The sequence below is a fragment of the Rhodanobacter glycinis genome (assembly GCF_900114325.1).
Lineage (GTDB): Bacteria > Pseudomonadota > Gammaproteobacteria > Xanthomonadales > Rhodanobacteraceae > Rhodanobacter_A > Rhodanobacter_A glycinis.
Genome location: NZ_FOSR01000002.1, coordinates 178,619 through 198,665, shown reverse-complemented (window position 1 = coordinate 198,665; position 20,047 = coordinate 178,619). Strand labels below are relative to the sequence as shown.

The window sequence follows — 20,047 nt, the reverse complement described above, 5'->3', positions numbered from 1 at the left end:
GTCTTCGCCGCCTGCGCCGGACTGCCAGCGAGCGTCGATGAACCATCTGGCGCACGTGCTGCTGGCCGGTGACGACGAACTGTTGCAACTGGGCGGCCTGATGGGCGATTTCGTGCGCGGCACGCCCGATCCGGCCTTGCCGCCGGGGTTGGCGGCAGGCATCCACCTGCATCGGGCCATCGACGGATTCACCGACAACCATCCCGCCGTGGTCGCGGCGCGCGCGTTGTTCGAGCCGCCGTATCGGCGCTACGCCGGTATCCTGCTCGACATGTGGTTCGATCATTGCCTGGCACGGGATTTCGCGCGCTGGAGCCCGGTCCCGCTGGAGGCGTTCTCCGACGGCGTGCGGGCGCTGTTGCACCGGCACGATGCGTTGTTGCCGGACGACTTGCGCCGTTTCCGCGGTTACATGGAGGCGCATGGCCTGCCGGCGGGGTATGCGGATCGCACGGAGATCGGCCGGGCGCTGGCTGGCATCGGACGGCGGTTGCGGCGGGCGAATCCGCTGGATACGGCGTTGCCGGTGCTGGCGGGGATGGAAGTGCCGTTGCAGGCGTGCTTCGAGGCGTTCTTTCCGGAGTTGCGGGATTTTGCGCGGGCGTGGATCGAGGCGAATGTGGCGCGCTGAGAGAGCAGCCTGTTGTTCTCCCTCTCCCCAGCGGGGAGAGGAGGCGAACGCAAACAGCTTGCTTATGTGAGCACCCGGCCCCTCATCCCAACCTTCTCCCCGGCGGGGAGAAGGGGCGAACGAAAACGCCGCCCGAAGGCGGCGTTTGCTTTTGCTTTATTGAAGCGGGGCTTATTTGGCCTGGTCGACGATCCAGGTCACGGCGGCCTTGATCTGGGCGTCGTTCAATGCGGGGTTGCCGCCCTTCGGTGGCATGAAGTTGCCGTCGGGGCCGTGGTAGCCCTCGGTGGCGTGCTTGATCAGGGTGGGCAGGCCTTCGGCGATGCGCGGCCCCCACATGGCCTTGTTGCCCAGCTTCGGCGCACCGGCGACGCCGGCGGTATGGCAGCTGGTGCACAGGTGGTCATAGATGGTCTTGCCGTCGGTGGTGCCGCCGTAGGCGACCTGCGACGCGGCGGCCTTGGCGGCAGCGGCCTGGGCGGCCTCCATCGCGGCGCGGCCGGTGTTGCCGGCGTATACGGCACCGACCGGGGCCAGTTCCGCAGACACCGCCTTGGGCGCGTTCGGATTGGTTTCCACCGGCTCGTGGTGGTAGATGGTGACTGCCGTGACGATCAGCACGATGGTCAGCAGGCACAGGCCTACGATCAAGATCGAGAACTGACGCAGAAAGCCCTGGTCGGATTTGGTCATGGATCCGCTCACTCACGTACTCCAGTCATCATTGGGTAAGCCGGAAAGCCGTCAAGGCTTCCGAGGCATGCCTGCTCGTCGGTGGACGAAATCGCCGCGCGACGGCTCCGCATGGGCTGCACGGGCAACAATTTTGCCATTATAGACGAAGCCGGGCGCAAGTTTCAGACGGATCGTGTGTTGCCGTCGAGGTGGCGGCCATGGTTCCCCCTGTTGCCGCGAAAGGCCGTATTCTGCACTGTCCGGTGGCGGGGAGCCGCCACAAGACCTGCCGTCCCCTGCCATCGGTCATGTCCCCCCCATGTCAACTGGCATTGTTCAATTCCGTTGAACTGCACCTATTCTTCAGTAGTCCAACATTTCCAGCTGTCCAACTCCATTGTTCAGGCGCATGCGCGCCGGTCGCGATCGTTCGGTCCGGCCGTCTACCCGGGAGCTTTACATGTCGCGTTTTTGGAAGGTCGCGCTGATCGTCATTATCGTGATCGTGCTGCTGGCGGTCGGTTTCCGTCTGGTGCACAAACCGGGTGGCGCAGGGCAGGGCCAGGGCAAGGCCGGTGCCGACACGCCGCCGGTGCCGGTCACGGTGGTCCCCGTGGTCAAGCAGAACGTGCCGATCTACCTGACCGGCCTGGGCACCGTGGTGGCGCGCAATACCGTCACCGTGAGCCCGCAGGTCAGTGGCCAGCTGCTCAGCATCAACTTCAAGGAAGGCGACCCGGTGACCAAGGGCGAGCTGCTGGCGCAGATCGATCCGCGCACTTTCCAGGCCGCGTATGACCAGGCCGTGGCACAGAAGGCCCAGGCGCAGGCGCAGCTGGATACCGCGCGCAGCAATTACCAGCGCAGCCAGACCCTGCTGGCCAAGGGCTATATCGCCAAGCAGGACCTGGAAGGCCTGCGCAACACGGTGACCCAGGACGAAGCGCTGGTGGCGGCGGACAAGGCCAATGCCGAAAGCGCCAAGGTGCAGCTGGGCTACACCCGCATCGTCTCGCCGATCGACGGCATTGCCGGCATCCGTGCGGTGGACCCGGGCAACGTGGTGAGCACGGGCACGGCTCTGGTCACGCTGACCCAGGTCCATCCGATCTACGTGGAATTCAACCTGCCCGAGCAGAATCTCGACGAGGTGCGCAAGGCCTTCAAGGGCGGTGCCGACCTGGAAGTGAGCGCGCTCGACCGCACCGACTCCCATCCGATCGACGCCGGTGGTGCGCTGCAGGTGGTGGACAACCAGATCGATACCAGCACCGGCACGTTCAAGCTGCGTGCGGTGTTCGACAACAAGGACGGCAACCTGTGGCCGGGGCAGTTCGTCAACGTGCAGTTGAAGGTCAGCACGGTGGATGGCGGCCTGGTGATTCCGTCGCAGGCCGTGCAGCGCGGCCCGGACGGCGACTATGTCTACGTGGTGCAGGCCGACAAGACGGTGAAGATGCAGCCGGTGACGGTGGCCGGCGAAGTCGGCGACAGTCACGTGATGATCGACAAGGGCGTGGCGCTGAACCAGCAGGTGGTCACCGAAGGCCAGTTCCGCCTGAAGCCGGGCAGCAAGGTCGATGCGCTCAAGCCGGGCGAAGTGCCGCCGGCGCCGACCGACGCCCAGTTGAAGAAGGCACAGGCCAAGGGTGGTGGTCGGCATCGTGGCCATTAAGCCGGCCCGCGCCGCGCGGGCCGCGACGAAAGCGTCGCCGCCCGCCGCGCACCGCTTCACCTGGTCCGGTGGCCCGCGCTTGCGTCATCACCCGAACGTGGACGGACGTCCATTTCACGGCTCCTCCCCGGCCTGCGCGCAGACGACTTGCGGCGCGGGACGGCCGGAGAGCATTCACCGACTCTGACGGTTACGACGACCCATGGGATTCTCCTCGCTCTTCATTCGCCGTCCGATCGCCACCTCGCTGCTGATGGTGGCGGTGCTGCTGCTCGGCATCCTTGGCTACCGCGAGCTGCCGGTGTCGGCGCTGCCGGAGATCGAGGCCCCCAGCCTGGTGGTGACCACGCAGTACCCGGGCGCCAGCGCCACCACCATGGCGGACCTGATCACCACGCCGCTGGAGCGCAACCTGGGGCAGATTTCCGGACTCACCATGATGAGTTCGGATTCCTCCGCCGGCCTGTCCACCATCGTGTTGCAGTTCGACATGAGCCGCGACATCGACGTGGCCGCGCAGGACGTGCAATCGGCGATCGACCAGGCCAAGGGCACCTTGCCCAGCAACCTGCCGTACCCGCCGGTATACAACCGCGTGAATCCGGCCGACGCGCCGATCCTCACGCTGTCGCTGCAATCGGACAGCCGTCCGCTGCGCGACGTCAACGACATGGCCGATTCGGTGATCGCGCAGAAGCTGTCGCAGGTGCCGGGCGTGGGCCTGGTATCGATCGCCGGCAACGTGCGCCCGGCGGTGCGCGTGCAGGTGAATCCGTCGCAGCTGGCCAATCTCGGCCTGACCATGGAGGACGTGCGCAGCGCGCTCACCCAGGCCAACGTCAATGCGCCCAAGGGCACCTTGAACGGCAAGACGCAAAGTTACTCGATCGGCACCAACGACCAGCTGGTCGACGCGGCCCAGTACAAGAGCACCATCATCAGCTACAAGAATGGCGCGCCGGTACGGCTGTCCGACGTGGCCAACGTGGTCGACGGAGTGGAGGACGACCAGCTCGCCGCGTGGTCCAACAACAAGCCGGCGGTGCTGCTGGACATCCGTCGCCAGCCCGGTGCCAACATCGTCAAGACGGTGCAGCAGATCCGCCAGGTGCTGCCGTCGCTGCGCGCCACCTTGCCGGCCGACGTGCATCTTGATGTGTTCGCCGACCGCACCATCACCATCCAGGCGTCGGTGCACGACGTGGAATTCACCCTGCTGCTGACCATCTTCCTGGTGGTGGCAGTGATCTTCGTGTTCCTGCGCCGGTTGTGGGCCACGGTGATTCCGTCGGTGGCGGTGCCGCTGTCGTTGCTGGGCACGTTCGGCGTGATGTCGTTCACCGGCATGTCGCTGGACAACCTCTCGCTGATGGCGCTGACCGTGGCCACCGGCTTCGTGGTGGACGATGCGATCGTGATGATCGAGAACATCGTGCGCTACATCGAGCAGGGCAAGGACGGCAAGGAGGCAGCCGAGATCGGCGCGAAGGAAATCGGCTTCACCGTGCTGTCGCTGACCGTGTCGCTGGTGGCGGTGTTCCTGCCGCTGCTGCTGATGCCCGGCGTCACGGGTCGGCTGTTCCACGAATTCGCGTGGGTGCTGACGATTGCGGTGACCATCTCGATGCTGGTGTCGCTGACGCTGACGCCGATGATGTGCGCCTACCTGCTCAAGCCCGACGAACTGCCTGAAGGCGACGACGCGCACGAACGCCATGCCGCCGCCGGCAAGCGCACCGTGTGGTCGCGCACGGTGGGGCTGTACGAGCGCTCGCTGGACTGGGTGCTCGACCATCGCCGGCTGACCATGCTGGTGGCCACGATCACGCTGGTCGTCACCGTGTGCCTGTACATCGTGATTCCCAAGGGCCTGCTGCCCGAGCAGGACACCGGCATGATCACCGGCGTGGTGCAGGCCGACGACAACATCGCCTTCCCGCAGATGGAAAACCGCACTCAGGCGGTGGCCGCCGCGCTGCGCAAGGACCCGGCGGTGGCCGGCGTGGCCGCCTTCATCGGTGCCGGCACGATCAACCCCACGCTCAACCAGGGCCAGCTCAGCATCGTGCTGAAGGACCGCAGCAAGCGCGGCAGCCTGGATAGCGTGGTCGCCAGCCTGCAGAAGGACGCCGCCGGCATTCCCGGCGTGGCGCTGTACCTGAAGCCGGTGCAGGACGTGACGCTGGATACCCGCGTGGCCGCCACCGAGTACCAGTATTCGCTGTCCGACGTGAATTCCGACGAGCTGGCCAAGTACGCCACCGAGATGACCCAGGCGTTGCGCAAGCAGCCTGAACTGGCCGACGTGGGCAACAACCTGGTCAACCAGGGCAACGCGCTCAAGCTCAACATCGACCGCGAAAAGGCCAGCCGCCTCGGCGTGCCGGTGCAGACCATCGACGACACCTTGTACGACGCCTTCGGCCAGCGCCAGATCTCCACCATCTTCACCCAGCTCAACCAGTACCGCGTGGTGCTGGAAGTGGCGCCGCAGTTCCGCAACCGCGCCGATCTGCTGGACAAGCTGACTGTGCGCGGCAACGGCAACGGCGCGTTGACCGGCTCCACTGCCACCAGTTTCGGCCAGGTGAAGTCGAGCAACTCGGCCACGCCATCGGGCATCGGCAACGGCGGCAACGTGGGCTTCACCATCGGCGCCGGCGGCACCATTCCGCTGTCTTCGCTGGCTACCGCCACGGTCACCGATGCGCCACTGGTGGTCAGCCACCAGAACCAGTTGCCGGCGGTGACGCTCTCGTTCAACCTGGCACCGGGTTACTCGCTGTCGCAGGGCGTGGCGGCGATCCAGAAGGTCGAGAAGCAGCTGAACATGCCGCCGCAGGTGCGCGGGGAGTTCATCGGCAAGGCGGCGGAGTTCTCCTCCTCGCTCAGCGACGAAGTGCTGTTGCTGCTCGCCTCGATCATCGTGATCTACATCGTGCTGGGCGTGCTCTACGAGAGCTACATCCATCCGCTGACGATCATCTCCACGCTGCCGCCGGCCGGCGTGGGCGCGTTGCTGGCGCTGATCCTGTGCGGCATGAGCCTGTCGGTGGACGGCATCGTCGGCATCGTGCTGCTGATCGGCATCGTCAAGAAAAACGCGATCATGATGATCGACTTCGCGATCGAGGCACGGCGTGCCGGGATGAATGCGCACGATGCGATCCGCCGCGCCTGCCTGCTGCGCTTCCGCCCGATCATGATGACCACCGCGGCGGCGATGCTCGGCGCCTTGCCGCTGGCGCTGGGCAACGGCATCGGTGCGGAACTGCGCCGGCCGCTCGGCGTGTCGATCGTCGGCGGCCTGTTGCTGTCGCAGTTGATCACGCTGTACACCACGCCGGTGATCTATCTCTACATGGAACGTTTCTCCGACTGGTTGCAGCATCGCCGCGAACAACGCGAGCTGGCGCGCATCCAGCAGAGCGGGGCATGAGTCGTCGACGCTGGTGGCCGCCTTCGGGCGGCCCGGGCCAGCCATGTCGCACGTCGCCGCATGACTTCCACGGCACCCCGGAATCCCGGGGTGCCTTTTCGGTTTTCGCGGTTCCGGTTCAACCCCGGCGCGGTTCGCGCGTTGAGTGAAAGATGCATGATTCCGTTGTCGAACGTTTCCACCGCGCCGTGAGTTGCCGTAACGCATGAACATCTGTGCCCCGTTCATCCGCCGCCCGATCGGTACCTCGTTGCTGGCGATGGGCGTGTTCGTCATCGGCATGATCTGCTACTCGCTGCTCGGCGTGTCGGCGTTGCCGGACATGCAGTTCCCGGTGATCTTCGTGCAGGCCAGCCAGGCCGGCGCCAGTGCCACCACCATGGCCTCCACCGTGGCCGCACCGCTGGAGCGCCACCTGGGCCAGGTGGCCGGCATTGATTCCATGCGGTCGCACAGTTCCGAAGGCAGCACCTTCGTGCTGATGTTCTTCCAGGACGGACGCAACCTGGACTCCGCCGCGCGGGACGTGCAGGCGGCGATCAATGCCGCCTTGCCGGATCTCCCCTCCGGACTCAACGGCGCACCGAGCTACCGCAAGGCCAATCCCAACGACGATCCGATCATCGCCTTCGCGCTGACCTCGGAAACGCAATCGGCGGCGGATCTGTACGACGTGGCCGATTCGCTGCTGGCGCAACGGATCAGGCAGATACCCGGGGTTTCCTCGGTGGATATTGCCGGTGCCGCCACGCCGGCGATCCGGGTCGACGTGAACCTGCGTGCGCTGAACTCCATGGGCCTGTCGCCGGACCAGTTGCGCAACGCGCTCACCGCCGCCAACGTCACCTCGCCGCAGGGTTTCCTGAGCAACGGCAAGACGCAGATGATCGTCACCGCGAACGACTCGCTGCACACGGCCGACGATTTCGCCAAGCTGGTGATCGCCATGCACAATGGCGTGCCGGTGCGGCTGTCCGACGTGGCACACGTCTATGCCGGCACCGAGGACGCCTACCAGGCGGCCTGGTTCCAGGGCAAGCCGGCGATCCTGATGTACGTGTACAAGCAGGCTGACGCCAACGTCATCGCCACCGTCGACCGGGTGCAGGCCGAAGTGCCGATGCTGCGCGCCTACCTGCATCCCGGGACCGTGATCACCCCGTTCTTCGACCACACGCCGACCATCCGCGCGTCGTTGCACGAGGTGCAGGTGACGCTGCTGATCTCGCTGGCGATGGTGGTGCTGACGATGGCGCTGTTCCTGCGCCGGCTGGCACCCACGCTGATCGCCGCGGTCACCGTGCCGCTGTCGCTGGCCGGTGCGTTCGGCGTGATGTACATCCTGGGCTATACGCTCAACAACCTCACCCTGCTGGCGCTGGTGATCGCCATCGGTTTCGTGGTGGATGACGCCATCGTGGTGATCGAGAACATCATCCGCCACATCGACGCGGGCATGTCGCGGCTGGAAGCCACGCTGGCCGGGGCCAAGGAGATCGGCTTCACCATCGTCTCGATCACCGCCTCGTTGACCGCAGTATTCATTCCGCTGCTGTTCGCCGGCGGCATCACCGGCATGTTCATGCATCAGTTCACGATGACGCTGGTGGCGGCGATCGTGATGTCGGCGATCGTGTCGCTGACGCTGACGCCATCGTTGTGCGGGCATTTCCTGCGCGGTCATAGCGAGCCGGAAAAACCGTCGCGGCTGGGTGCGGCGCTGGAAGGCTTCCACGCCGGCATGCTGCGCGTCTACACGCGCGGGCTGGACTTCGCGTTGCGCCATGCGCTCATGCTGGCGCTGACACCGCTGGTATTGATCGTCGCCACGTTCTTCCTGCTCAAGGTGGTGCCGGGCGGGTTGTTTCCGCCGCAGGACACCGGGCTGATCTGGGGGCGTGCCAGTTCCAGCTCCACGGTGTCGTTCGACGAGTCGGTGAAACGCCTCGACCGCATCACCGACATGCTGCTGGCCGATCCGGACGTGGCCGTGGTCGGTGCGCGTCTGGGCAGCAGCCGCAGCGGCACCAGTGCGTCGTTCAACATCCAGCTGAAAACGCCTGCGCAAGGACGCAAGGACGACACCTTCGCCGCACTGGCGCGATTGAGCGCCAAGGCCGATCGTTTCCCCGACCTCAACGTGCGCCTACGTCCGATCCAGGATCTGCCCAGCGGTGGCGGCACCAGCCAGGGCGCGCAGTACTCGGTATCGCTGCAGGGCAACAGCCTGACCGAGTTGCAGGAGTGGCTGCCCAAGCTGGTTGCCCAGCTGAAGAAAAGCCCCAAGCTGCGCGACGTGGGCAGTGACGTGGATGAATCCGGCCTGCTGCAGAACATGGTGATCGACCGCGATACCGCGGCGCGGCTGGGCGTTTCGGTCGGCACCATCGATGGCGCGCTGTACGACGCCTTCGGTCAGCGCCAGGTCAGCACCATCTATTCCGACCTCAACCAGTACAAGGTCGTGGTCAATGCGCTACCCAGCCAGACGGCCACGCCGGATGCGCTCAACAAGATCTACGTGAGTTCCACCAGCGGCAAGATGATTCCGATCACCGCGATGGTGAAGCAGGTGCCGGGGCTGTCGCCCACGTCGATCACCCACGAAAACCAGTACACCACGATGGACCTCAGCTTCAATCTCGCGCCGGGCGTGAGCATGGGCGAGGCCTACGCGATCATCCAGCACACCGTGGACGGCATGCGCATGCCGGGCGACATCCGTCTCGGCCTGGGCGACAACTTCCGTCGCTTCCGCCAGGCGCAGGGCGGCATGCTGTGGCTGGTGCTGGCCGCGGTCCTTACCGTCTACATCGTGCTGGGCATGTTGTACGAGAACCTGATCCATCCGATCACGATCCTTTCCACCTTGCCCGCCGCCGGCGTCGGTGCGCTGCTGGCGTTGTGGATCACCGATACCGATTTGTCGGTGGTGGCGCAGATCGCGCTGGTGCTGTTGATAGGCATCGTCAAGAAGAACGCGATCATGATGATCGACTTCGCACTGGTCGCCGAACGCGAGCACGGCAAGAGTCCGATGGAAGCGGCGCGCGAGGCCTGCATCGTGCGCTTCCGTCCGATCATGATGACCACCATGGTCGCCATCCTCGCCGCGGCGCCGCTGGCCATCGGCCTGGGTGAAGGCTCCGAGTTGCGCCGCCCGCTGGGCATCGCGCTGATCGGCGGCCTGCTCGTCTCGCAGAGCCTCACCCTGCTCAGCACGCCGGCGCTGTACGTGATCTTCTCCTGCCTCGCCGCCCGCTGGAAAGGCTGGCGCGCGGCACGTCGCGAGCGTCGTCGCACACGGCGGCTGGTGTCGCAGCAAAGCTGAAGCATCGCCGCATGAATGACGGGGCGCTCACGTACTACTAACCTTCGCGCCGTTATTCCTGTCCCTCCACTTCAATGGAGGAATGCCCGATGGGCAACGAGACGAGCAAGCCGGATTTCTCCGACGTGCAAGGTGGCGCGTCTTCGACGGCGCCGCCGGCCGCCGCCCCGGCCCCGGCCGATTTCAGCGATGTGCAGGGTGGTGCGTCCTCGACGGCACCGGATGCCGCTGCGCAAACCTATACCGTCGTTTCCGGCGACAACCTGTCGAAGATCGCCAAACACGTCTACGGCAACGCCAACGAGTGGCATCGCATCTTCGACGCGAACCGCGACCAGCTCGACAACCCGGACCGCATTGTGCCGGGCCAGACGCTGAAGATTCCCGCCAAAGCCTGAGGAGGCGAACACATGAAGATCAACCATCGCATCACGACGCTTGGCGTATTGTCCCTGGCCGTTGCGCTGTCGCTGAGCGCCTGCGGCAAGCAGGGTGAACCGACCACCGCACCTGCCGGCACTCCGCCACCGACCGCCCAACCGGATGGCGCGGCCGCTCCGTCGGCTCAAGCGCCCACGTCAGTCAGCGTGACGGACGTGGAACTGGGCAATGCCGTCGGGGCGGACCAGAAGGTCGCTACGCCGAGCAGCAGCTTTGCGCCCAGCGATACCATCTACGCCGCCGTCACCACGTCTGGTGCGGGCACGGCCGCGTTGGCTGCCAAATGGACCTATCAGGACGGCCAGACGGTGCATGAGGAAAGCAAGTCGATCGCACCGACCGGCCCCGCCACCACCGCGTTCCAGATCAGCAAGCCCAGCGGCTGGCCGGCGGGCAGCTACAAGGTGGCGATTTCCCTGAATGGGCAGCCGGTGTCCAGCAAGGATTTCACGGTGCAATAAAGGCACCCTGAAAGTTTCAGGAAGATTCGGTGCGCCAGGGAGGGCGCCCGAAATGGCACCGGCGCTCGTCGCGGTGCATCACACCGACACGGAGGTGGCCGCCCGAACCGCATCGAGCGGCTCGCTGCCGGCTCTCAGGCCACGGGCAGATCCGCCGTCGCCCGCGCTTCGGCTCGCACGGGGTGCGAATCATGCGCAGCCGTCAATGCCGTATCCGGGCGCAATGTGATGCCGGTGCGCCGCGTGAAATGCGCCAGCAGGATTTCGCGCGTGGCCGTTGTCACGTCCGGCGCGCGACCGATACCGAGCAGTTGCGCATGCTGCAGGATGGCCCGACTGGCCAGCAGGCTGCCCGGCACTTCCGAACGGCGTTGCCCGTCGCCCTGCCACAGCACGGCGACCCAGCCCTCCTCGTGGGCGGCATGCGATTCGTCCATCGGCAGCAGCAAGGTGCCATCGCCCAACCACAACGCACACTCGTGGCCGTCGGCCAACTGGCGGGTGTACGACGGTTCAAGCGCGGCGATGAAATCGACGATGCGCTGGCTCAATCCCTTCATGCGACGATCCTTGGCGTTGGGTGTGCGTATGCTAGTCCAACGCCGCGCGGGTGCAATCGGGCATGCCATGGAGGCATGCATATGGCGCCCGGTGCTTTGCCCCTGACCATGAAACCGCGACAATAGGAAGACTGCCTGCCAACCGGGTGCCGCCTGGATCTGGCAGCTACCCGACGCCGCGCGGCCTTGTTTCCCGCCGGCGCAGCACCATCTTTCCCCGAATCTCCAAAGGGTCAACGCACCATGTCCAACACCCCCAAGATCATCTACACGTTGACCGACGAAGCGCCGTTCCTTGCCACGCAGTCGCTGCTGCCGGTGGTCGAGGCGTTCGTGCGCACGGCGGGCATCGCGATGGAGACGCGCGACATTTCACTGTCCGGGCGCATCCTGTCGCAGTTCCCCGAGGCGCTGAAGGACGAGCAGAAGGTCGCCGACGACCTCGCCGAGCTGGGCCAGCTGGCCACCACGCCGGAAGCCAACATCATCAAGCTGCCGAACATCAGCGCCTCGTTGCCGCAGATGAAGGCGGCGATCAAGGAACTGCAGGGCAAGGGCTTCGCGCTGCCGGAGTACCCGGACGAGCCGAAGGACGACAAGGAAAAGGACGTCAAGGCGCGCTATGACCGCGTCAAGGGCAGCGCGGTGAACCCGGTGCTGCGCGAAGGCAATTCCGATCGTCGCGCGCCGCTGTCGGTGAAGCATTACGCGCGCAAGCACCCGCACAAGATGGGCGCGTGGAGCGCGGATTCGAAGACCCACGTGGCGCACATGGATGCCGGTGACTTTTACGGTACCGAGAAATCGGCGCTGGTCGACAAGGCCGGCAATGTGCGCATCGAGTGGTTCGGCAAGGACGGCAAGCAGGTCGTGCTGAAGGAAAAGACCGCAGTCAGCGACGGCGAGATCATCGACGCGGCGGTGATGAGCCGCAAGGCGCTGGCGGCCTTCGTCAACGCGCAGATCGCCGACGCGAAGCAGCAGGGCGTGCTGTTCTCGCTGCACCTGAAGGCGACCATGATGAAGGTCTCCGACCCGATCATGTTCGGTATCGCGGTCGGCGAGTTCTACAAGGATGCGCTGGGCAAGCACGCCGCTGCGCTGAAGCAGGCCGGCTTCAATCCGAACAACGGCATCGGCGACCTGTATGCGCGCATCGCCACCTTGCCGGAAGCCGAGCAGGCCGCGATCAAGGCCGACATCGATGTCGAGTACGCCAAGCGTCCGGCGCTGGCGATGGTGAATTCCGACAAGGGCATCACCAACCTGCACGTGCCCAGCGACGTCATCATCGACGCCTCGATGCCGGCGATGATCCGCGACTCCGGCAAGATGTGGAATGCCGAAGGCAAGCTGCAGGACGTCAAGGCGCTGATCCCGGATCGCAGCTATGCCGGCGTCTACCAGGCGGTGATCGAGGATTGCAAGGCGCACGGCGCGTTCGATCCGGCGACCATGGGCAGCGTGCCGAATGTCGGCCTGATGGCGCAGAAGGCCGAGGAATACGGCAGCCATGACAAGACCTTCCAGATCGCCGCCGACGGCGTGGTCAAGGTGATTGACGAGGCCGGCAAGGTGCTGTTGCAGCACGATGTGGAAGCCGGCGACATCTGGCGCATGTGCGAAACCAAGGATGCGCCAATCCAGGATTGGGTGAAGCTGGCGGTGAGCCGCGCGCGTCACACCCCGGCGGTGTTCTGGCTCGATCCGCAGCGTGCGCACGACGCCCAGATCATCAAGAAGGTCGAGCGCTATTTGAAGGATCACGACACCAGCGGCCTGGACATCCGCATCATGGATCCGGTGGCGGCCACCACGTTCTCGCTGGAGCGCATCCGCCAGGGCCTGGACACCATCTCGGTCACCGGCAACGTGCTGCGCGATTACCTCACCGACCTGTTCCCGATCATGGAGCTGGGCACCAGCGCGAAGATGCTTTCCATTGTGCCGTTGATGGCCGGTGGTGGTCTGTTCGAGACCGGTGCCGGCGGCAGCGCGCCCAAGCACGTGCAGCAGTTCCTGGAAGAGAACCACCTGCGCTGGGATTCGCTGGGCGAATTCCTGGCGCTGGCCGCCTCGTTGGAACACCTCGCCAGCCGCTACGACCACGCCGGTGCCAGCGTGCTGGCCAAGACGCTCGACCAGGCCAACGGCAAGTTCCTGGACAGCAACAAGTCGCCCTCGCGCAAGGCCGGAGAGCTGGACAACCGCGGCAGCCACTTCTACCTCACCCTGTACTGGGCGCAGGCGCTGGCCTCGCAGGACAGCCACGCCGAGATGAAGGCGACGTTCGCGCCGCTGGCCAAGGCGCTGACCGAGAACGAGGCGACCATCGTCGACGAACTCAACAAGGTGCAGGGCAAGCCGGTGGATATCGACGGCTACTATCGCCCGGACATCGCCAAGGTGAGCGCGGCGATGCGCCCGAGCAAGACGTTCAACGATGCATTGGCGGCGTTGAAAACGGGCGCCTGATCGCGGCGTATCGAGGCAAGCGACACGGGGCGTTGCGGCGCCCCGTGTCGCCTTTGGTGACCGGCGAGCGAAGTCCTGAGCAGCGACAAGGTTCGGCTGATACCTCACCGTTCGCCCTGAGCGGATGTCCGTAGGGCCGGAGTCGAAGGGTGATCGTCTGTGGACACTGCGCAAGCTACGCTCAGTGCGAACGGTCTTTTTTGCTGAGCTTCGTCGCTGATCGGGAGCGAGGTTCCGCGATGGCAGGCAGGCTGGCCATATCCGAGTCATCTGCCCGGCGGGAAAATGAGCCACTTGCCGAAGGAGTGCAATGATGCGCCTGCAAGCCGGAATCCTGCTGTTCGCACTGGGCGTGCTGTCGCCGGCGTTTGCCCAGTCGACGACCGGCTCCGTACCACCGCCGCCACCACCACCGGCGAACGTGCCGCTGCTGGCACCGGTGGTGGTCAGTGGCGTGGTGCCGGGGCCGGGACTGTGGAAGGTGAGCAAGGATGGCCACGTGCTGTGGGTACTGGGCACGCTGTCGCCGCTGCCGCGCGACATGCAGTGGGAATCGCGTGATCTGGACCGGGTGATCGGCCAGTCGCAGCAGGTGCTGCTGCAACCGAAGATCAAGCTGAAGGCGGACATCGGTTTCTTCGGAAAACTTTTCCTGCTGCCCTCGGCCTACGGCGCGCGCAAGAATCCCGACGGCAAGAAGCTGGACCAGGTGATGGACGCGTCGACCTACGCGCGCTGGCAGGTGCTCAAGCAGAAGTACATCGGCCGGGATCGCGGCATCGAGCGCTGGCGCCCGTTGTTTGCGGCGCAGGAGTTGTACAAGAAGGCGCTGAAGGCGAACGGCCTGAGTACCAGCGGCGGCGTGCCGGGCACGGTGGAGACGCTGGCGAAACGCTATGGCGTGCAGGAAACCCCGGTCGACTACCACGTGGAGATCAAGCATCCGCGCGATGCGATCAAGGCGTTCAAGGCCGCGGCGCCCAGTGACCTGAAGTGTTTCAGCCGCACGCTGGACAGCGTCGAGCACGATCTGCCGGAAATGACCGAACGCGCCAATGCCTGGGCCATCGGTGACCTGGCCACATTGCGTGCGCTGCCCGACAGCCACCGCCGCGATGCCTGCGTCAGCGCGATCACGAATGCCGGCTTCGCCCATCAGCTCGGCCTCGATGACGTGTCCGAACAACTGGAGGCCAAGTGGCTGGCGACGGCGCGCGCTGCGCTGGCGAACGACCGCACCAGCTTCGCGATGCTGCCGATGGGCGAATTGCTGTCGCCCACGGGCTATCTCGCCAAACTGCAGGCGCAGGGCTACACCGTGGAATCGCCCGAGCAGCAAGACGCAGCGCCGGCCACCGCAGGCAGTGTGCCGACGCCGGCCGTGGCAGGCAGTACGACGGCGCAGTGATCGGCTTGCGCCTGCTTGCCGCTGCCATGACTTTGCCCTTGTCGCGGCCGCAAAAGCCCAGCGTCATGTTGCAGGCTGCACTGATTCGAATCCTTTGCTCATGGAGTCCTGTGCATGCATCGTCGTGACTTGATCAAGGCCAGCCTGCTGGGTGCCGCGGCACTCGTTGTCCGCCCCCGCTTTGCTATGGCTGGCGAAACGGAAGCCATCGCCGGCGAGCTGGCCACGCTGGAACGCCAGCATGGCGGTCGGCTGGGCGTGGCCATGCTGGATATCGGCAGTGGTCGGCATGCAGGTCATCGCGCGGGCGAGCGCTTTCTGTTGTGCAGCACCGGCAAATTGCTGGTGGTGGGCGCGGTGCTGGCGCGGGTGGATCGTGGCGAGGAGCAACTGTCCCGCCGCATCGTGTTCGGCCCTGACGTCATCCTCGAATGGGCGCCGGTCACCCGCAAACACGTGGGCGCGCCAGGCATGACCGTGGCCGAGCTTTGCCACGCCGCGTTGACCATCAGTGACAACACCGCGATGAACCTGTTGCTGAAGAGCGTGGGCGGCCCCGCCGCGGCGACGCGCTTCGTGCGCAGCCTGGACGACGACATCACCCGACTGGATCGCCACGAACCCGAACTCAACGTGCCCGACAGGAATCTCGACACCACCACGCCGGACGCGATGCTGGCGAGCTTGCGCAAGCTGTTGCTGGGGAATGTGCTGTCCGCGTCGTCGCGCGCGCAATTGATCGACTGGCTGCGCCACAACACCACCGGCGAAACGCAGCTGCGCGCCGGCATGCCGGCGAGCTGGCAGGCGGGCGACAAGACCGGCAGCGGCCACACCCAGACCAACGACGTGGCGATCGCCTGGCCGCCGGGGCGGCAGCCATTGCTGGTCACGGCGTATTACGAAGGCCCGGCGGACCAGGGCGACATGCGCAAGGCAGTGCTGGCGCACGTCGGCAAGCTGGCGGCACGGATGGAATAAAAACCTGCTCGAAATCGCGCTGTCGAACAGGAGCCCCGCATGCGTTCCCGCTCGTCATTCCTGCTTTCGCAGGAATGACGCTTCAGTAGGGAAGCTTGGAGGTTTTGAGCAGGCTCCAAGGCTCGGCCATCCTGCAGGCAGAAGCCTGGTGGCTCCCGTCGGCCGAGCTCACGCCGCGCTGGCGCGATCCAGCGTGGCGATTTCTTCGGCACCGAGCTTGAGCTCGGCCGCGGCCAGCAGTTCGCGCAATTGCTCCACGCTGGTGGCACTGGCAATCGGTGCGGTGAGCCCCGGGCGCGCCATCATCCACGCCAGCGCCACCTGCGCCGGCGTGGCCTGGTGCGCGGCGGCGATCTGGTCCAGTGCGGCAAGCACACCGAGACCCTTGGGGTTGAGGAATTTCTTCACCGCGCCACCACGGGCGGAGCTCTTGGCCAGATCGGCCTCGCTGCGGTACTTGCCGGTGAGGAAGCCGCTGGCCAGCGCGTAGTAGGGAATCACGCCGAGGTTCTCGCGACGTGCCAGCGGTTCCAACTCGGCTTCATAGCCGGCGCGGCTGACCAGGTTGTATTCCGGCTGCACGGTTTCGTAGCGCGGCAGGTGGTGCTGCTTCGACACGGCAAGCGCGTCGGCGAGACGGTCGGCGCTGTAGTTGGACGCACCAATGGCGCGCACCTTGCCTTCCTCGATCAACCGTCCGAATGCGCCCAGCGTGTCGGCCAGCGGCACGCTGGCGTCGTCTTCGTGCGCCTGGTAGAGGTCGATGTGGTCGGTCTGCAGGCGCTTCAGCGAACCTTCCACCGCCTGGCGGATATTCATCGGCGACAGCCCGGGATGCTCGGCCCATTTGGCCACCTTGGTGGCGATCACCACCTTGTCGCGGCGACCGCCGCCCTGCGCCAGCCACTTGCCGATGATGGTTTCCGACTCGCCGCCGCGATTGCCCGGCACCCAGGCCGAATAGACGTCTGCGGTGTCGACCAGGTTGAAGCCGGCATCGACGAAGGTGTCGAGCAGTTCGAACGAGCGCTTTTCGTCGGCGCTCCAGCCGAACACGTTGCCACCGAAGGCGAGCGGGGCGACGGAAAGTGGCGAGTTGCCAAGTGGGCGTGTGTGCACGGGATACCTCGGATGACGGGAGACGGGAAGTCTGCACGCGTCTGGGCAAACGGCACGTGACGTATCCGAAGTGGCTGCGCGTCGGCGGGATTCAAGCCCGTCAGGTTTCCATGCGGCGATCAGCGCGGTCCCATGATGCGTGGCCACACGGTCGCGCAGCAGGCCGCTGCGACTCGCCTGGCCTTGCGGCCGTGCTTGTCCGGTTGCTGTGCCGATGGCGCATCCGGGCGCCAATCCAGGTTTTCCTTGCGCAACATGTGACCGTGCAGGAACAGCAGATCTTTCCAGAGCGAGAACATGGGGAGCCTCCTGAAGGAGTGCGTGGACTTGTGGTGTGCTCAAGGTACGCGCGTCGGAAGCCGCCAAAAAGCGATATATTCGCAAGCCAGACTTGAGGGATATTCAAGATGGGCAAGTTGCCGTTGGGACTGTTGCAGCAGTTCGTGCTGGTGGCGCGCACGGGCAATCTGTCGCGTGCGGCGGAGCAGGCCAATCTCACCGTCAGTGCGTTGAGTCACCAGATCCGCCAACTTGAAGAACGGCTGGAGCGACGCCTGTTCGAGCGCGGTCCGCGCGGGGTGACGCTGACGGTGGAGGGCTGCAGCCTGCTCGATGCGGTCGGCGAACATTTCGACGGCATCGAGCACGCGTTGTCGCGCTACCGCAAGCGACGCCACGGCGCGCTCACGCTCAGCGCCAGCCCGGGCATCATGTCGAGCTGGCTGATGCCGCGCCTGCCGCGACTGGTGGCGGCGCATGCGGAGCTGGAGTTGAGTTTCCAGTCCACCTCCGCGCTGGTGCAGTTCGATCGCGAGCCGGTGGATTGCGCGCTGCGCTACGGCCGCGGTCAGTGGGAAGGATTGGCGTGCGAGCGCCTGTTCGGCGAATGGCTCGCACCGGTGGCCGCACCGGAACTAGTGGCGCGGATGAGTGGCGCCAGCCAGGACGATCTCACCGGCTGGCCGTTGCTGGGTGATCCGAACCCGGCCAATCGCTGGCTGGACTGGTTCAAGCGTTTCGGCGGCACCCCACCCAAGCGTTACGTGGCCAGTTTCGACAGCGTGGATGCGGCTCGCCATGCCGCGATCGAGGGTCTTGGCGTGGGGCTGGGACGGATGGTGACTTCGAAGTCGCTGCTGGACGCCGGTCGCCTGCGCGTGTTGGGACGGCACTACATTCGCGTGCCCGAGGCGTACTGGCTGGTCTACCCGCCGCGCTCGCAGGATCACCCCGGCCTGCAACTGTTTCGCGCGTGGCTGCATGCCGAGGCGAACGACTATTGCCGCCAGTTGCCGGTGCTGCAGGAGGATGCAGCGTTGGAAGGTTGAGGCTCTTGGCGCGCTGGGTGCAATGCTCCGAACTCTGCAGAATCGTCATCCCAGCGAAAGCTGGGCTCCAGTGACTCCAGCTCTGAAACGCACAAAGGCGCTGGATTCCAGCTTTCGCTGGAATGACGAGCACTCGGAGTGTTGCCAAAGTTTGGAGCATTGCTGCGCGCAGGAGGAGTAGGAAGGCTTGCCGCGAGGTTGGATGACCCCTCCCCAGCCCTCCCCTGCAAGCAGGGGAGGGAGAAAAGCCGGGTGTCCGATGCGGGGTGCTTTACCGGCCAGCGACGTCGGGTCTCCGTGCTGTCAACGGTTTCGCAAATGACGACGACGCGCCATCATCACGGGCATTCATTCGTCGATGCGAGGAAACCACCATGAAATCACGTGCCGCCGTTGCCTGGGGAGCGGGCCAGCCGCTGTCGATCGAGGAGGTGGATGTCGAGGGGCCGAGGGCCGGCGAGGTGCTGGTGCGCATCGTCGCCACCGGCGTCTGCCACACCGATGCGTTCACGCTCTCGGGTGACGATCCGGAAGGCGCCTTCCCGGTGATCCTTGGCCACGAAGGCGGCGGCATCGTCGAGGAAGTGGGCGCTGGCGTCACCACGCTGAAGCCGGGTGACCACGTGATTCCGCTGTACACGCCCGAGTGTGGCCAGTGCGAATACTGCCGCTCCGGCAAGACCAACCTGTGCCAGGCGATCCGCAGCACCCAGGGCAAGGGCCTGATGCCGGATGGCACCTCGCGCTTCTCGTGTCGCGGCAAGCCGATCCTGCATTACATGGGCACCAGCACCTTCAGCGAATACACGGTGCTGCCGGAGATCGCGCTGGCGAAGATCAACCCCGCCGCGCCGCTGGAGAAGGTGTGCCTGCTCGGCTGCGGCATCACCACCGGCATCGGCGCGGTGCTGAACACGGCCAAGGTCGAGCCGGGGGCCAGCGTGGCGGTGTTCGGGCTGGGCGGCATCGGGCTGTCGGTGGTGCAGGGCGCGGTGATGGCCAAGGCTGGCCGCATCATCGTGATCGATACCAACCCGTCCAAGTTCGAGATGGCCAGGGCGCTGGGCGCTACCGATTGCGTCAACCCGAAGGATCATCCGGACACGCCGATCCAGGACGTGATCGTGGAGCTGACCGGCGGCGGCGTCGACTATTCGTTCGAGTGCATCGGCAACGTCAACGTGATGCGCTCGGCGCTGGAGTGCTGCCACAAGGGCTGGGGCGAGTCGGTCATCATCGGCGTGGCCGGCGCCGGGCAGGAAATCCACACGCGGCCGTTCCAGCTGGTCACCGGGCGGGTCTGGCGCGGTTCGGCCTTCGGCGGGGTGAAGGGGCGTTCGCAGTTGCCCGGGTACGTCGACCGCTACATGGCGGGTGACATCCATATCGACGAAATGATCAGCAAGGTGCTGCCGCTGGAACGCATCAACGAGGCGTTCGAGCTGATGCACGATGGCAAGGCGATCCGCTCGGTGATCCACTACTGATTCGCGGGCCGGGCCCCGGCGCATGTCCGGGGCCGC

15 protein-coding genes are annotated in these 20,047 nt (G+C 65.6%); 11 read left to right on the top strand and 4 right to left on the bottom strand.

Translation table 11 applies throughout. From position 1 onward, the window contains the following. Positions 1-37 precede the first annotated feature (37 nt). Positions 38-631 carry an acyl carrier protein phosphodiesterase gene (locus BMY90_RS03225; protein ID WP_092701464.1) on the top strand — a complete coding sequence of 198 codons (594 nt, stop codon included), beginning with the start codon at positions 38-40 and terminating at the stop codon, positions 629-631. A gap of 171 nt (positions 632-802) precedes the next feature. Here the strand turns inward: BMY90_RS03225 and BMY90_RS03220 are convergent, their stop codons facing one another. After that, complete coding sequence (locus BMY90_RS03220) at positions 803-1,324, bottom strand: c-type cytochrome (protein ID WP_092701461.1); 522 nt, start codon at positions 1,322-1,324, stop codon at positions 803-805. 442 nt (positions 1,325-1,766) lie between these two features. Between BMY90_RS03220 and BMY90_RS03215 the strand changes: the two genes are divergently transcribed. From BMY90_RS03215 to BMY90_RS03195, 5 genes are all read left to right on the top strand, one after another. Then, positions 1,767-2,981: an efflux RND transporter periplasmic adaptor subunit gene (locus BMY90_RS03215; RefSeq protein ID WP_092701459.1), complete on the top strand. Its 1,215-nt coding sequence runs from the start codon at positions 1,767-1,769 to the stop codon at positions 2,979-2,981. A gap of 202 nt (positions 2,982-3,183) precedes the next feature. After that, complete coding sequence (locus BMY90_RS03210) at positions 3,184-6,420, top strand: efflux RND transporter permease subunit (RefSeq protein ID WP_092701456.1); 3,237 nt, start codon at positions 3,184-3,186, stop codon at positions 6,418-6,420. Between the two features lie 205 nt (positions 6,421-6,625). After that, positions 6,626-9,751, top strand: a complete 3,126-nt coding sequence (locus BMY90_RS03205; protein ID WP_092701453.1) for an efflux RND transporter permease subunit — start codon at positions 6,626-6,628, stop codon at positions 9,749-9,751. Between the two features lie 89 nt (positions 9,752-9,840). Beyond that, entirely contained in the window at positions 9,841-10,149 is a 309-nt protein-coding gene (locus BMY90_RS03200; protein ID WP_092701807.1) for a LysM peptidoglycan-binding domain-containing protein, read from the top strand. A gap of 12 nt (positions 10,150-10,161) precedes the next feature. Beyond that, positions 10,162-10,653, top strand: a complete 492-nt coding sequence (locus tag BMY90_RS03195) for a hypothetical protein (RefSeq protein WP_092701449.1) — start codon at positions 10,162-10,164, stop codon at positions 10,651-10,653. Positions 10,654-10,787: 134 nt separating this feature from the next. Here BMY90_RS03195 and BMY90_RS03190 read toward each other — a convergent pair whose 3' ends face one another. Next, positions 10,788-11,213: a hypothetical protein gene (locus BMY90_RS03190; protein ID WP_092701446.1), complete on the bottom strand. Its 426-nt coding sequence runs from the start codon at positions 11,211-11,213 to the stop codon at positions 10,788-10,790. A 243-nt stretch (positions 11,214-11,456) separates the two neighbouring features. Between BMY90_RS03190 and BMY90_RS03185 the strand changes: the two genes are divergently transcribed. The 3 genes from BMY90_RS03185 (at position 11,457) to bla (ending at position 16,077) form a co-directional block, all read left to right on the top strand. Continuing rightward, entirely contained in the window at positions 11,457-13,688 is a 2,232-nt protein-coding gene (locus BMY90_RS03185; RefSeq protein WP_092701443.1) for an NADP-dependent isocitrate dehydrogenase, read from the top strand. Between the two features lie 310 nt (positions 13,689-13,998). Next, positions 13,999-15,096 carry a TraB/GumN family protein gene (locus tag BMY90_RS03180; RefSeq protein WP_092701439.1) on the top strand — a complete coding sequence of 366 codons (1,098 nt, stop codon included), beginning with the start codon at positions 13,999-14,001 and terminating at the stop codon, positions 15,094-15,096. Positions 15,097-15,210: 114 nt separating this feature from the next. After that, positions 15,211-16,077: a class A beta-lactamase gene (gene bla / locus BMY90_RS03175; protein WP_092701436.1), complete on the top strand. Its 867-nt coding sequence runs from the start codon at positions 15,211-15,213 to the stop codon at positions 16,075-16,077. Positions 16,078-16,245: 168 nt separating this feature from the next. Here bla and BMY90_RS03170 read toward each other — a convergent pair whose 3' ends face one another. Together BMY90_RS03170 and BMY90_RS03165 are read right to left on the bottom strand one after the other, a co-directional pair. After that, complete coding sequence (locus tag BMY90_RS03170) at positions 16,246-17,196, bottom strand: aldo/keto reductase (protein WP_092701433.1); 951 nt, start codon at positions 17,194-17,196, stop codon at positions 16,246-16,248. A gap of 119 nt (positions 17,197-17,315) precedes the next feature. Beyond that, positions 17,316-17,495 carry a hypothetical protein gene (locus BMY90_RS03165; RefSeq protein ID WP_092701430.1) on the bottom strand — a complete coding sequence of 60 codons (180 nt, stop codon included), beginning with the start codon at positions 17,493-17,495 and terminating at the stop codon, positions 17,316-17,318. Between the two features lie 108 nt (positions 17,496-17,603). Between BMY90_RS03165 and BMY90_RS03160 the strand changes: the two genes are divergently transcribed. Further along, positions 17,604-18,524 (top strand): LysR substrate-binding domain-containing protein, encoded by a 921-nt coding sequence (locus BMY90_RS03160; protein ID WP_092701428.1) that lies wholly within the window; start codon positions 17,604-17,606, stop codon positions 18,522-18,524. A 374-nt stretch (positions 18,525-18,898) separates the two neighbouring features. After that, positions 18,899-20,011 carry an S-(hydroxymethyl)glutathione dehydrogenase/class III alcohol dehydrogenase gene (locus tag BMY90_RS03155; RefSeq protein WP_092701424.1) on the top strand — a complete coding sequence of 371 codons (1,113 nt, stop codon included), beginning with the start codon at positions 18,899-18,901 and terminating at the stop codon, positions 20,009-20,011. The last annotated feature ends 36 nt before the right edge of the window (positions 20,012-20,047 follow it).

Excerpts from the sequence above, each read along its gene's own strand:
- BMY90_RS03200 (WP_092701807.1), top strand. The coding sequence starts at position 9,841 with ATGGGCAACGAGACGAGCAAGCCGGATTTCTCCGACGTGCAAGGTGGC.
- BMY90_RS03205 (WP_092701453.1), top strand. The coding sequence starts at position 6,626 with ATGAACATCTGTGCCCCGTTCATCCGCCGCCCGATCGGTACCTCGTTG.
- BMY90_RS03190 (WP_092701446.1), bottom strand. The coding sequence starts at position 11,213 with ATGAAGGGATTGAGCCAGCGCATCGTCGATTTCATCGCCGCGCTTGAA.
- BMY90_RS03195 (WP_092701449.1), top strand. The coding sequence starts at position 10,162 with ATGAAGATCAACCATCGCATCACGACGCTTGGCGTATTGTCCCTGGCC.
- bla (WP_092701436.1), top strand. The coding sequence starts at position 15,211 with ATGCATCGTCGTGACTTGATCAAGGCCAGCCTGCTGGGTGCCGCGGCA.
- BMY90_RS03225 (WP_092701464.1), top strand. The coding sequence starts at position 38 with ATGAACCATCTGGCGCACGTGCTGCTGGCCGGTGACGACGAACTGTTG.
- BMY90_RS03165 (WP_092701430.1), bottom strand. The coding sequence starts at position 17,495 with ATGTTCTCGCTCTGGAAAGATCTGCTGTTCCTGCACGGTCACATGTTG.
- BMY90_RS03220 (WP_092701461.1), bottom strand. The coding sequence starts at position 1,324 with ATGACCAAATCCGACCAGGGCTTTCTGCGTCAGTTCTCGATCTTGATC.
- BMY90_RS03215 (WP_092701459.1), top strand. The coding sequence starts at position 1,767 with ATGTCGCGTTTTTGGAAGGTCGCGCTGATCGTCATTATCGTGATCGTG.
- BMY90_RS03180 (WP_092701439.1), top strand. The coding sequence starts at position 13,999 with ATGATGCGCCTGCAAGCCGGAATCCTGCTGTTCGCACTGGGCGTGCTG.
- BMY90_RS03210 (WP_092701456.1), top strand. The coding sequence starts at position 3,184 with ATGGGATTCTCCTCGCTCTTCATTCGCCGTCCGATCGCCACCTCGCTG.
- BMY90_RS03185 (WP_092701443.1), top strand. The coding sequence starts at position 11,457 with ATGTCCAACACCCCCAAGATCATCTACACGTTGACCGACGAAGCGCCG.
- BMY90_RS03155 (WP_092701424.1), top strand. The coding sequence starts at position 18,899 with ATGAAATCACGTGCCGCCGTTGCCTGGGGAGCGGGCCAGCCGCTGTCG.
- BMY90_RS03160 (WP_092701428.1), top strand. The coding sequence starts at position 17,604 with ATGGGCAAGTTGCCGTTGGGACTGTTGCAGCAGTTCGTGCTGGTGGCG.